We start from the raw sequence: 12840 nt of genomic DNA, 5'->3' as shown, positions 1-12840 counted from the left end.
GGCGGGGATGAATACGCCAGATGCGGATCCATGCCGGAGCGGACGGAAGCGGACATGTACGACAGCGATCTGAACGACCAACGCGAACAACTCGTCGAATTGGCGATGCAGGCCATCGCCCGGCGCGGCGGGGACATCTCCAAGGCGATCCTCGCTGCCGATACGCAGGTCACCCGCGCCAAGATCGACCAGGTGTTTCCCGAGGAAGCCGACCTGGCCGCAGCGCTGGTAGAACGCTGGTTCCGCCCATTGGTCGCGATCATGGAGGACGTGCTCGCCGCCGACCTTCCGCCCAACCGCAAGATGTATGAATTCTTCGCCCGCCGCTTCGATTACCTGCGCGCGCAGTTCCAGCGTGATCCGGCCAATTTCGCGCTGTTTGTCGAACTTGGTGACAGGCACTGGGACGAAGTTCGCAGCTATGTCGATCTGGGTGATCATTACCTCAGCGAGATTATCGCGCAGGCGCAGGCCGACGGGTATTTCGCGGGCCTGACGATCAACCACTCGCTGTCGCTGATCAACCAGATGCTGGTGACCTATGTCCAGCCGATGTTCCTGATCATGATCCCCGACCGTCTGAGCGAAGACAAGCTGGCCCGCATCGTCGATACCATCTTCGCCGGTCTGTCCGCTACCGCCGGCGGCGCTGCCGGAGTGTCGAAGCTGAGGATCGCCTGAGCCGACCTATTTGATCTCGGTAATTCGCCCGGTATCGGGCAATTCGCGCACCGGCACCGCGCGCAGATATTCCTCCATGGCATCAAGATCGACAGGGCCGGTGACGCTGTCCGAGCCCTCGGTAAACACGGTGAAACTGTCGCCCCCGGCGGCCAGGAAACTGTTCATCGTCACGCGGTAAGTGGCGGCGGGATCGATCGGCTTTCCGCCGAGTGTTGCCGATACGATCCGATCGCCCGGAGGTTGGCGAAGATCATAGGTCATGGCGAAACCTTCCGACGGCGAAAACGCCTGGAGGAAGCTCTCTCCGTCGAACTGCTGCTCGAGCAGCGCAAGCAGCTGCGCGCCGGTGTAACTGCGCGTGATCAGCAGATTGCCGAAGGGTTGGATGGAATAGATATCTCCGTAACTGACCGTGGTTCCGTCCACCGGATCAAGCGCCGCACGGATGCCCGAATTGTTCATCAGCGCGATCTGCGCTCCGGCGCTGCGGGTTGCTGCGAGCTGGGCGTCGGCGATCAGATTGCCCAGCCGGGTTTCTTCGGTGGCGGGGCCGGGCTTACGGGCAGAACCGCTGATGACACCCACTTTCCGGTCGGCTGCCTCTCTGGATGCCTCGACATAGCGCCCGACATAGGCGGCGACCTCGGCATTGGCGGGAAACACCTCGAACGCCGGGTTGGCCGGTGCCAGCGCCCCGTCAGGCCCGCGGACCTCACTCTGGACGACGATGTTGTCAGCTTCGATCGCGATCACTTCGCCCGCGGCAGTGTTTACGGTCACGGCAATATCGGTCAGCATCGAACCGCCGTATCCGGCGCTGGTGACGAGGAATTTGCGGCTCGGGTCGATCGCCGAATAATCGCACACATAGGCGTTGTGGGTATGGCCCGAAATCACCAGGTCGACCCTCGGATCGACCCGCCCGAGTATCTGCAGCAACGCGCCCGAAACGCCGCCGCAGCTTTTGTCGTTATAGCCGACCTTGGTGTAGAGGCCCTGATGGATCGACACCACGATCACGTCGACGCCCTGTTCGACCAGCTCGGGCACCAGCGCATTGATCGTGTCCGCTTCGTCGGCAAAGGTCAGCCCGTCCACGCCGGACGGGGTCACCAGCGAGGGCGTTTCGACGGTGGTCAGGCCGATAATGCCGACTGCGATTTCCGCATCGCCGGTACCGAACCGCTTGATGCCGTAAGGCGGGAACAGCGTGCTGCCGTCCTCGGTGATCACATTCGCTGCAAGAAAGCCGAACTCGGCGCCGGGAAATTCGCTTTCGACCTGGCATGGATCGCGCAGCGAGTATTTGGCGCAGCCCCCTTCCTGCAGCCGTAGCAGTTCCCGCCATCCGCGGTCGAATTCGTGGTTGCCGACCGCGTTGAAGCCGAGCCCGATACGGTTCATCGCGCCGATTGCCGGTTCGTCGAGGAAAATGGACGAAGCCAGGGGGCTCGCGCCGATCAGGTCGCCTGCCGCCACCACCAGGCTGTGTTCGTCCTGCGCGCGGTATTTCGCCACCGCGCTCGCCAGATAGGCGGCCCCGGCAGCGGGCACTTCCTGCAGTTCGCCGGCATCGTCCATCACCCGGATCGGCCGCCGGATCGGTTCGATATTGCCGTGAAAATCGTTGAGCCCGATGATCCTGAGTGTGACCGGTTCGGGCGCGGCGGGGGTTTCTGGAATCGTCGCGCAGGCGGACAGAGTGATGGCGGCGAGCGCTGCGGCAAAAAGGCGGGTGATCATGCCGCGAAGCCTTAGCGGCCGCATGCGACATAAGAAAGTCTGATCGAATGCCGCATTACTTGGATGGCAAAAGTTGCTAGGTTCCATTTCGAAACAAGGCGGGGAAATCGGGAATGCCGGACGGAACGCAGCGTACTTGCCTGATCATGGGCGCGGGGATCGGACTTGGTTCCGGGCTCGCGCGCGCCTTCGCCGCGGAAGGGCTGACCGTCTGCCTCGCGCGCCGTGCACGAAACCTGCCCGAACTCGAGACACTGGCGGAGGAAGTTCGCGGCACGGGCGGCACCGCCCACGCGTTCGGGGTCGATGCGCGAGACGAGGCGGAAGTGGCCGCACTGATCGACCGCATCGAAGCCGACATCGGACCGCTCGAGGTGGTGATTTTCAACATCGGAGCCAATGTCCGGTTCTCGATCCGTGACACCACGGCAAGGGTCTTCCGCAAGGTGTGGGAGATGGCAACCTTCGCGGGCTTCCTGACCGGGCGGGAGGCAGCGCGGGTGATGGTTCCGCGCGGCTGCGGCACGATCATCTTCACCGGCGCGACCGCTTCGGTACGCGGCAGCGCGGGCTTTGCCGCCTTCGCCAGCGCCAAGCACGGACTTCGGGCTCTCGCGCAGAGCATGGCGCGGGAACTGGCTCCGGAGGGTGTCCATGTAGTGCACACCGTGATCGACGGGCTGGTCGATGGCAAATTCGCCCGTGAAAACTTCGCCGATGTCGCGGAACGCTCCGCTGAAGACCGGATCCTCAGCCCGGATGATATCGCGCAAAGCTATGTCGCCCTGTGGCGGCAGCCGCGATCCGCATGGACCCATGAACTTGACCTGCGACCCTGGACGGAGACTTTCTGACATGCCCGCAGCCGTGGAATTCCTGTTCGATTTCGTCAGCCCCAACGCCTATCTGGCGTATTATCCGCTCAAGGAAATTGCCGCGAAGCACGGTGCCGAAATCGTCATCACGCCGGTGTTTCTGGGCGGAATGCACAAGCTGACCGGCAACGCGCCGCCTTTCATCCGCGACGCCGGGGTGAAGGGGAAGAACGCCTATGCAATGCTGGAAATGGAGCGGTTCATCGCCCGCCACGGCTTCGACAAATTCCGCATGAACCCGCATTTTCCGTTCAATTCGGTCCAACTCCAAAGGATGCTGGTCGCGGCGAAGGATATGGGGAGGGCTGTGGAATTCATCGACTTCCTGTTGCCGCAGGTGTGGGAACAGGGCGCCGACGTGACCGATCCCGACGCGGTCACCGCGCTGCTCGCGGCCTCCCCGTTCGATCCGCAGGACCTGTTGGAAAAAATCCAGTCGCCGGACGTGAAACAGCGGCTGGCGGATAGCACCGCCGAGGCTGTCGAGCGCGGAGCGTTCGGGGTCCCGACCTTCTTCGTCGGCGGCGAGATGTATTTCGGGAAAGACCGGTTGGCGCAGCTCGAGGAAGCGCTGGCAGCCGGCTAGATTTCCTGCGCGGCGGCCCAGCCGCTAGCCCACGCCCACTGGAAATTGTACCCGCCCAGCCAGCCGGTCACGTCGACGGCTTCGCCGATCGCGAACAGGCCGGGGACTTTCTTCGCCTGCATCGTTTTGGAGGACAATTCGGCCGTGCTGATACCGCCCGAGGTCACTTCCGCCTTGGCCAGTCCTTCGCTGCCGTTGGGGCAGAACGGCCACCGCGCGAGCCGCGCTTCGGCAGCGTCCAATAGCTTGTCCGAAAGCGTCTGAAGGTCGCTTTCGTGGCCCAGCCGGTCGGCCAAAGTCACGGCCAGGCGGTCCGGCAAGGCATCCTTGAGAATGGTCCGGAGGGTACTGCGCGGGGCAGTACGCTTGAGTTCGCGCAGCCATCCGGCGGGCTTGCCGGGCAGGAAGTCGATACTTACCGTGTCGCCCGGCCGCCAATAGGAGGATATCTGCAGGATCGCCGGACCGGACAGCCCCTTGTGCGTAAACAGTGCCGCCTCGTGGAAACTCGTCTTGCCGCAGATCGCGTCGACCGGGGCAGAAACGCCGGAAAGATCGCGAAAAAGCACGTCTTCCCCGCCAAGGGTGAGCGGCACCAGCGCCGGGCGCGGTTCGACCACCTTGAGCCCGAACTGTCGCGCCAGTTCATAGGCGTATCCGGTCGCGCCCATTTTCGGAATAGACGGCCCGCCGGTGGCGATTACCACAGCCTTGGCCGTCAGGACCTGCCCGTTTGCGGCGACCGAAAAGACCCCGTCCACATGGTCGACGGCGGTTACCTCGACATCGCAGCGTACTTCCGCGCCGCCTTTGGCGCATTCTTCAAGCAGCATGGCGACGATCTGTTTGGATGACCCGTCGCAGAACAATTGGCCGAGGGTCTTTTCATGCCATGCAATGCCGTGCGCCTCGACCAGGGCGAGAAAATCGCGCGCGGTGTAGCGGCTGAGCGCCGATTTGGCGAAATGCGGATTGGCCGAGAGGTACCGGTCGGGCGCGGTGTTGATGTTGGTGAAATTACACCGTCCACCGCCCGAAATGAGGATTTTCTTGCCTGGTTGCTCGGCCTTCTCGAGGACCAGCACTCGTCGCCCGCGTTGACCCGCTATAGCAGCGCACATCAGCCCAGCCGCCCCGGCGCCAAGGATGATCGCGTCGTAGGGTTCGGTCATGGCCGCTGGGCCCCGATCCGCTTACGTGTCGAGATTGGCGACGTTGAGCGCGTTGTCCTGGATGAACTCACGCCGCGGTTCTACCACGTCGCCCATCAGGCGGGTGAAAATCTCGTCGGTCACGTCGGCGTCTTCCACCTTCACCTGCAGCAATGCGCGGTTGTCCGGGTCCAGCGTGGTTTCCCACAATTGGTCGGCGTTCATCTCGCCCAGCCCCTTGTAGCGGGCGATGGCGAGACCCTTGCGGCCGGCCGCCAACACGGCATCCAGCAATTGCGTCGGGCGGGTGATCGATTCTTCGTCGGAAATGACCGGCGCATCATCGGTGCTATCATCTTGGCCAGTGTCGGCCCGGGCGCTGTCGTCCGTTTCAACATCCTGCGAATCAGTCGCCGTGCTTTTCACCAGCCGCGACGGGTTTTCGTACACATCGGCTTGTTCGGAGGCGATCTTGTGCATCTTGCGCGCTTCGGCACTGGTCAGGAACGCGGCGTCGATCTCGTGCACGTCGGTCACCCCGCGCCACAGCCGGTCGAACCGGACGCCGCCGTCATCCTTGAGCGAGGCGGACCATTTGGCTTCCTGATCGCCCAGTTGCAGGCGGCGCGCGGCGTTGGTGAGCGCGGCTTCGCGCCCGGCCTTGTCGAGATCGGGATCGAGGACGCCCGCGAGCGCCATCGCCTCGATCAGCGCGGGGTCGTATTTGCGCGGCACGAAGGCCATCAGATTACGGATGCGGAGCGCATGATCGACGAGGCCGGACAGTTCGCCGCCGCCGCGCGAGATCTTGCCGCCGCCGCCAGCGGTTTCGAGAAGCCGGCCCTGCAAGCCTCCTTCGACCAGGTAACGGTCGAGCGCGGCCTGATCCTTGAGGTAAACTTCGCTCCGGCCCTTGTTGACCTTGAACAAAGGCGGCTGCGCGATGAACAAATGACCCGAGCGGATGATGTCGGGCATCTGGCGGTGAAAGAACGTCAGCAGCAGCGTGCGGATATGCGCACCGTCGACATCGGCGTCGGTCATGATCACGATCTTGTGATACCGCAGTTTTTCTAGGTTGAATTCGTCGCGGATGCCGGTGCCCATCGCCTGGATCAGCGTGCCGACTTCCTTCGAAGAAATGATCCGGTCGAACCGCGCCCGCTCGACGTTGAGGATCTTGCCCTTCAGCGGCAGGATCGCCTGGTAATGGCGGTCGCGCCCCTGCTTGGCGCTGCCGCCAGCGGAATCGCCCTCGACCAGGAACAACTCGCTTTTCGCCGGATCGCGTTCCTGGCAATCGGCCAGCTTGCCGGGCAGGCTGGCGATGTCCATCGCGCCCTTGCGGCGGGTCAGTTCGCGGGCTTTCTTGGCGGCTTCGCGCGCGGCGGCGGCGTCGATGATTTTCTGGACGATGGTTTTCGCGTGGGCCGGGTTTTCCTCCAGCCAATCGCTCATCTTGTCCGCCATCAGGCTTTCCAGCGGTTGGCGCACTTCGGAAGAAACCAGCTTGTCCTTGGTCTGCGATCCGAATTTGGGATCGGGCAGCTTGACCGAGACGATCGCGGTCAGGCCTTCACGCATGTCTTCTCCGGTCAGCGAGACCTTTTCCTTCTTCATCAGCCCGGTGCGTTCGGCGTAATTGTTGAGCGTACGCGTCAGCGCGGCGCGGAACGCGGCCAGGTGGGTGCCGCCGTCACGCTGGGGGATGTTGTTGGTGAAACACAGGACGTTTTCGTAATAGCTGTCGTTCCATTCGAGTGCGACTTCAATGCCGATGGAATCCCGCTCGGCAGAGATCGCGATCGGTTCGGGGATCAGCGCGACCTTGTTGCGGTCGAGATATTTTACGAACGCACCGATGCCGCCTTCGTAGAACAGGTCGTGCTCGACCACTTCCTCGTGCCGCTTGTCGCGCAGCTTGATATGGACGCCGGAATTGAGGAACGCGAGCTCGCGGTAGCGATGTTCGAGCTTCTCGAAATCGAAATCGAGGACATTCTTGAAGGTGTCGGTACTGGCCTGGAAGGTCACCCTGGTGCCCTTGCGCTTGCCGCCATCGTCGGCCGGCGGTGCGTCGCCCTTGACCACCAGCGGGCCGACACTGTCGCCATGCTCAAAGCGCATCCAGTGCTCCTTGCCGTCACGCCAGATGGTCAGTTCCAGCCATTCGGACAGGGCGTTCACCACCGATACGCCCACACCGTGGAGGCCGCCGGACACCTTGTAGGCGTTTTCGTCAGAAGTGTTTTCGAATTTACCGCCTGCGTGCAGCTGCGTCATGATCACTTCCGCCGCGGACATGCCTTCTTCCTTGTGCATGTCCACCGGAATACCGCGACCGTTGTCTTCCACCGAGACGGAGCCGTCGGGGTTGAGTTCGATCAGCACCAGGTCGCAATGGCCGGCGAGCGCTTCGTCGATCGCGTTGTCGGATACCTCGAACACCATGTGGTGCAGGCCGCTGCCGTCGTCGGTGTCGCCGATATACATGCCCGGGCGCTTGCGCACCGCGTCGAGGCCCTTGAGGACCTTGATCGAATCCGCTTCGTACAGGTTCTGGTTCGGAAGGGCCTTCGCGGGCGGACCGCCGGTTGTATCGGAACCCGCATTTTCAGGAGTTGGTGCGGGCTGGTTTTCGGGTGTTTCACTCATGCCCATCATATAGGGCGTCGAGGGCCCTTACCCAAGCGAATTGGCCGTGTTCAGCGGTGTTTTTCCACCGTTCGCAGCACCGTGGCTGCGGATAATGTACGCTGATGCACGAAAAACGAGGCGCGGCCACTCCGGGGGGGGGGAGGTGGAGTGGGCCGCGCCTCTAAGCCTTCACTTAGGATCAGGCGCCGGATCGTCAGGCGATCGGTACGCCGATCATCACACCGCTAATCGTAACGGCTGCGAGGAAGGCCAGGACATGGGATGCTAATTTGTGCATCGAAATGCTCCTGTTGTTGTGTGCCGGGGCGGCAGAGGGGAGAGAGGGAGAGAACTCTGCCGACCCGGTATGACGCTGAAATAATATTACGCGCGGCTTTTTACAAATGAGAAAACTGCCAGACATGTTCAGTTTTTTGCAACAGTCAGCCGGTCATGGTGCATGCGGTGCACTCGTGGCTGGGGAAGGCTCGGCCAGCGTTGGGCGCGCGCGCTTGCCAGCCCTCGCGGTGCATCCTAGTCCCGCGCGATGACCAGCACCGCCAACGCTCCTTACGCCGATTCGGCCCGATCCGACCCTTCTGTGCCCGATAGCATCCTGATCGTCGATTTCGGCAGCCAGGTGACCCAGTTGATAGCTCGGCGGGTGCGCGAAGCCGGCGTCTATTCCGAAATCGCCCCGTTCACGATGGCGGAGGAAGCGTTCCACCGGCTGAAACCCAAAGGCATCATCCTGTCCGGTTCACCCGCCGGAGTGCCCGACGAAGGCAGCCCGCGCGCCCCGCAAATGCTGTTCGAGGCGGGCGTGCCGATCCTCGGTATCTGTTACGGTCAGCAGGTGATGACGCACCAGCTCGGCGGCGAAGTGCGCCCCGGCCACGAAACGGGCGAAGGCGGCGAATTTGGCCGGGCCTTCCTGACCGTCACCAAGCCATGCGCCCTGTTTGACGGGCTCTGGACCGAAGGCGAGCGGCACCAGGTGTGGATGAGCCACGGCGACAAGGTGACCAAATTCGCCCCCGGTTTCGAAATCGTCGCGATCAGCGACGGCGCGCCCTTCGCGGTAATCGCCGACGAGGAGCGCAAGTTCTACGGCACCCAGTTCCATCCCGAAGTGGTCCACACCCCCGACGGCGGGAAGCTGCTGGCCAATTTCGTGCGCCACGTCTGCGGGCTGGCGGGCGACTGGACCATGGCCGAGTTCCGCAAGACCAAGATCGAGGAAATCCGCGCGCAGGTAGGGGACGGGAAGGTTATTTGCGGCCTCAGCGGCGGGGTCGACAGCGCGGTTGCCGCGGTACTGATCCACGAGGCGATCGGCGAACAGCTCACCTGCGTCTTTGTCGACCACGGACTGATGCGGCTGAACGAGGCCGAGCAGGTCGTCACCCTGTTCCGCGACCATTACAACATCCCGCTGGTCCATGTGGACGCGGAGGAAATGTTCCTCACCGGCCTTGCCGGGCTCACCGATCCGGAAAAGAAGCGCAAGTTTATCGGCGGCGCCTTCATCGACCTGTTCGAGAAGGAAGCCAAAGCTATCGGCGGGGCGGACTTTCTCGCGCAAGGCACGCTTTATCCCGACGTGATCGAGAGCGTATCGTTCACCGGCGGTCCCAGCGTGACGATCAAGAGCCACCACAATGTCGGCGGCCTGCCCGAACGCATGAACATGCAGCTGGTCGAACCTTTGCGCGAATTGTTCAAGGACGAAGTGCGCGAACTGGGGCGGGAACTCGGCCTGCCCGAAATATTCGTCGGGCGTCATCCGTTCCCCGGACCCGGCCTGGCGATCCGTATCCCCGGCGAAGTGACCAAGGAACGCTGTGACATCCTGCGCAAGGCGGACGCGATCTATCTCGAGGAAATCCGTAACGCGGGCCTGTACGATGCGATCTGGCAGGCGTTTGCCGTGCTGCTGCCGGTCAAGACCGTCGGCGTGATGGGCGATGCGCGCACCTATGACAGCGTTTGCGGCCTGCGCGCGGTGACCAGTACCGACGGGATGACCGCCGATGTCTATCCCTTTGACGCCAGTTTCCTGACCGGCTGCGCCACGCGGATCGTGAACGAGGTGAAGGGCGTCAACCGCGTGGTGTACGATTACACCAGCAAGCCGCCCGGCACGATCGAGTGGGAGTGACCGAATAACGCAGCAGCGTCCGCACTTTCCGGTGCGGACGCCGCCTTATGGATACTGGCAGTCCAGCGCTCAGGCGCGGTCGAAGAAATCCACCTTGCCGGTGTCGAGGTCGTAATACGCCCCGATTACTTTCAGGGCCCCGGTCGCCAACGGTTCCTGCAGCAGCGGATCGGTCTGTTCCCGCAGATAGCCTGCCACCCGGCGCACGTTCGAGCGGACGGAATTGTCCAGCAGGTCACCTTCGTCATCGCGGACCTTCAGCACCGCGGGGATGATCGGTTCGATCATCCGGCCGATCTGCCCCGGGTACGTGGCGTTTTCGGTCACCACCTTGGTCGCCGCTTCCACCGCGCCGCAGCGTTCGTGACCCATCACCACCACCAGCGGCACTTTCAGCACCGCGACCGCGTATTCGATACTGCCCAGCGCCACCGTATCGACAGTGTTGCCGGCGTTGCGGATGATGAACAATTCGCCCAGCCCGCGGCCGAACAGCAATTCCGGCGGTACGCGGCTGTCCGAACAGGTGACGTAAGCGGCAAAGGGCGACTGCCCCTTGGCAAGTTCGAGCCGCCGCTGCGCATTCGACAGATCGGCGCGATTATCGCCGCGAAGGAAGGCAGCGTTGCCTTGTTCGAGCAAGGCGAGCGCCTGATCGGGTGTCATCCCGGGCGGGGCTGGCGGCACCATGCCCGTACCTGGCGGCACGTCCGGCGCAGCGGCCAGCGCCGCGCTCCCGGCACCGGCAATCGCAACGCCGCCAAAAGCAGCGGTCTTGAGGAAATCTCTTCGATGATTTTGCATATTCGCGTCTCCATGGATTTGCAGCCAGGGAAACGAAGAATTGGCGGCCCCGGATGCACTCGTGAAATGCAGTCCGACATCACGTGCGAAACACGTCAGAGGGGCCCGGCCTACGCATCGCCATTGTTAAGCACGACCGCCGCGCGGTGCAAGACCAAAAAATTCCGCAATGGGCTTGGCAAAATCATGGCAGACCTTCATGCAACCGCTTGATCGCTCGCAAGGGCTGACATCGAGCCGAGATACGAGGGAAACCCACCACCATGAAAACCGCCATCACCGAAATGTTCGGTATCCAGCATCCCATCATCCAGGGCGGGATGCATTATGTCGGGTTCGCGGAAATGGCGGCGGCGGTGTCCAACGCGGGCGGGCTCGGGATCATCACCGCGCTGACGCAGAAGACCCCCGGCGATCTCGCCAATGAAATTGCCCGGTGCAAGGACATGACCGACAAGCCGATCGGGGTGAATGTCACGTTCCTGCCGACGGTCAACACGCCCGATTACCCCGCGATCATCAAGGCGATTATCGACGGCGGGGTGACCGTGGTGGAAACCGCGGGCAACAACCCGGTGGCGGTGCTGCCCTACCTGAAGGATGCCGGGATCAAGGTGATCCACAAATGCACCGCCGTCCGCCACGCACTAAAGGCGCAGAGCATCGGCTGCGATGCGGTCTCGGTCGACGGGTTCGAATGCGGCGGCCACCCGGGCGAGGACGACGTGCCCAATTTCATCCTGCTGCCGCGGGCGGCGGACGAGCTGGAAATCCCCTTCGTATCATCCGGCGGGATGGCCGACGGACGGAGCCTCGTGGCCAGCCTTGCGATGGGCGCAGCGGGGATGAATATGGGCACGCGCTTTATCGCCACGAAAGAAGCGCCGGTGCATGACAACGTGAAGGCGGCCATCGTCGCGGCGAGTGAACTCGATACCCGGCTGGTGATGCGTCCGCTGCGCAACACCGAACGCGTGATGACCAATGCGGCGGTTGAAAGGCTGCTGGAGAAGGAAAAGGCGCTGGGCGATGACCTCAAGTTCGAGGACATCATCGAGGAAGTAGCCGGTGTCTATCCGAAGATCATGATGCACGGCGAGATGGACGCCGGTGCATGGAGCTGCGGGATGGTAGCCGGGCTGATCAACGACATTCCGACGTGTCAGGAACTGATCGACCGGATCATGGCCCAGGCCGAAGACATCATCGGCCGGATGAACGCAATGCGCTGAACGGGTGCGCTGATCCGGTCGGCGGCAAATCCGGCTCTCAGCCTTCGTCTGAACGCTTTTCCACTCTCGTGTAGGGCACGAAATCGTTGAGCATCACGTTGCCGCTGTAGAACCCGCCAAACCGGTCGCGGGTTTCGATCTGGTCGAGCCGGCACAGCTGGCTACCGCTGAAACGTCGCACCAGCAGGACATCATCGTCATCCAGCGAGGAGGGGTACTGGGGCACGTTGACATAGATTGTCTTGCCCCGGCCCACGACCAGCGCGGTGCCGTCGATCACGTTGATATTCTCGCTCGGCAGGCTGCGAACACAGCTTTGCGGTTCGCCCGCAACCCGGCCTTCGAGCAGTTTGGCGAGTTCGACTTCACCCTTGGTCAGGGTGCCTGCGTCTTCCTGCGCAGCGGCGGGAGCGGCCAGCATTGTCAGAGCCGCCAGGGCTGCGAATTGGTTGATCGGTTTCATTGGCTCGATTCCTTCTCTCGCGTGTAGGGGATGAAGTCCTGAAGGATCAGGACCGGCCCGCCGATACCGGATCCCCGGCTGCGCATTTCGACCTGGTCGAGGCGGCACAGCTCGGAACCGAATACCCGGAATACCGGCACATCGAACTCGTCGAGGAAACTCGCGTTGTCCGGCCGGTTCACATAGAGCGTGTCGCCGTCACGGAAGACAAATGCGGTGTCGTCGATAACCTGCATGTTGCGCCGTTCGCTATCCCCTAGACATTTTCGGGGCTCGCCCATTGTCCGGCCCTCGAGCAGCTTGGCAAGTTCGGCCTCACCCTCAGCGTTACGGGGCTGTTTGTCCTCCTGCGCCGCATGCACCGCGGCGGGCACTGCGAGAACGGACAACGCGGCAACGGCCGGCAGGGAAATTCTGGCGAATAGGGATCTGACTATCATGGCTTCACTCCAAGACCGGCAGCATAACCGATATCCCTGAACGCACGCTGACTTGAGCCATTCC

At 62.7% G+C, this 12840-nt stretch carries 11 protein-coding genes; 5 read left to right on the top strand and 6 right to left on the bottom strand.

Features of this window, described 5'->3' with window-relative positions:
* Positions 1–54 precede the first annotated feature (54 nt).
* Positions 55–681 carry a hypothetical protein gene (locus GRI65_RS07190; RefSeq protein WP_160755857.1) on the top strand — a complete coding sequence of 209 codons (627 nt, stop codon included), beginning with the start codon at positions 55–57 and terminating at the stop codon, positions 679–681.
* A 6-nt stretch (positions 682–687) separates the two neighbouring features.
* Here GRI65_RS07190 and GRI65_RS07185 read toward each other — a convergent pair whose 3' ends face one another.
* On the bottom strand, positions 688–2427 hold the full coding sequence (locus GRI65_RS07185) for a bifunctional metallophosphatase/5'-nucleotidase (RefSeq protein WP_202391217.1): 1740 nt from the start codon (positions 2425–2427) through the stop codon (positions 688–690).
* A gap of 113 nt (positions 2428–2540) precedes the next feature.
* Here GRI65_RS07185 and GRI65_RS07180 point away from each other — a divergent pair, with 113 nt between their 5' ends.
* Together GRI65_RS07180 and GRI65_RS07175 are read left to right on the top strand one after the other, a co-directional pair.
* Positions 2541–3281 carry an SDR family NAD(P)-dependent oxidoreductase gene (locus GRI65_RS07180; RefSeq protein ID WP_160755856.1) on the top strand — a complete coding sequence of 247 codons (741 nt, stop codon included), beginning with the start codon at positions 2541–2543 and terminating at the stop codon, positions 3279–3281.
* Position 3282: 1 nt separating this feature from the next.
* Positions 3283–3888, top strand: a complete 606-nt coding sequence (locus tag GRI65_RS07175; RefSeq protein WP_160755855.1) for a 2-hydroxychromene-2-carboxylate isomerase — start codon at positions 3283–3285, stop codon at positions 3886–3888.
* Here the strand turns inward: GRI65_RS07175 and GRI65_RS07170 are convergent.
* Together GRI65_RS07170 and gyrB are read right to left on the bottom strand one after the other, a co-directional pair.
* Positions 3885–5060: a BaiN/RdsA family NAD(P)/FAD-dependent oxidoreductase gene (locus GRI65_RS07170; RefSeq protein WP_160755854.1), complete on the bottom strand. Its 1176-nt coding sequence runs from the start codon at positions 5058–5060 to the stop codon at positions 3885–3887. The genes GRI65_RS07175 and GRI65_RS07170 overlap by 4 nt on opposite strands.
* 21 nt (positions 5061–5081) lie before the next feature.
* Positions 5082–7703: a DNA topoisomerase (ATP-hydrolyzing) subunit B gene (gene gyrB, locus GRI65_RS07165; RefSeq protein ID WP_408609035.1), complete on the bottom strand. Its 2622-nt coding sequence runs from the start codon at positions 7701–7703 to the stop codon at positions 5082–5084.
* 520 nt (positions 7704–8223) lie between these two features.
* Here gyrB and guaA point away from each other — a divergent pair.
* Positions 8224–9837, top strand: a complete 1614-nt coding sequence (gene guaA / locus GRI65_RS07160) for a glutamine-hydrolyzing GMP synthase (RefSeq protein ID WP_160755853.1) — start codon at positions 8224–8226, stop codon at positions 9835–9837.
* A 69-nt stretch (positions 9838–9906) separates the two neighbouring features.
* On the opposite strand, the gene GRI65_RS07155 is transcribed toward guaA, so the two are convergent.
* A complete protein-coding gene (locus tag GRI65_RS07155) occupies positions 9907–10641 on the bottom strand; it encodes a carbonic anhydrase (RefSeq protein ID WP_232843991.1) in 735 nt (244 codons plus the stop codon).
* A gap of 263 nt (positions 10642–10904) precedes the next feature.
* Between GRI65_RS07155 and GRI65_RS07150 the strand changes: the two genes are divergently transcribed.
* Positions 10905–11873 (top strand): NAD(P)H-dependent flavin oxidoreductase, encoded by a 969-nt coding sequence (locus GRI65_RS07150; RefSeq protein WP_160755852.1) that lies wholly within the window; start codon positions 10905–10907, stop codon positions 11871–11873.
* A gap of 37 nt (positions 11874–11910) precedes the next feature.
* On the opposite strand, the gene GRI65_RS07145 is transcribed toward GRI65_RS07150, so the two are convergent.
* Positions 11911–12336 carry a hypothetical protein gene (locus GRI65_RS07145; protein WP_160755851.1) on the bottom strand — a complete coding sequence of 142 codons (426 nt, stop codon included), beginning with the start codon at positions 12334–12336 and terminating at the stop codon, positions 11911–11913.
* Complete coding sequence (locus tag GRI65_RS07140; RefSeq protein WP_160755850.1) at positions 12333–12776, bottom strand: hypothetical protein; 444 nt, start codon at positions 12774–12776, stop codon at positions 12333–12335. Before GRI65_RS07140 ends, GRI65_RS07145 begins: the two co-directional genes overlap by 4 nt.
* Positions 12777–12840: the final 64 nt, after the last annotated feature.

The sequence above is a fragment of the Allopontixanthobacter sediminis genome (assembly GCF_009828115.1).
In the GTDB taxonomy this organism is placed as follows: Bacteria; Pseudomonadota; Alphaproteobacteria; order Sphingomonadales; family Sphingomonadaceae; genus Allopontixanthobacter; species Allopontixanthobacter sediminis.
Note: the sequence above shows the minus strand (reverse complement) of the source record. Positions and strands in the feature narration are given on the sequence as shown.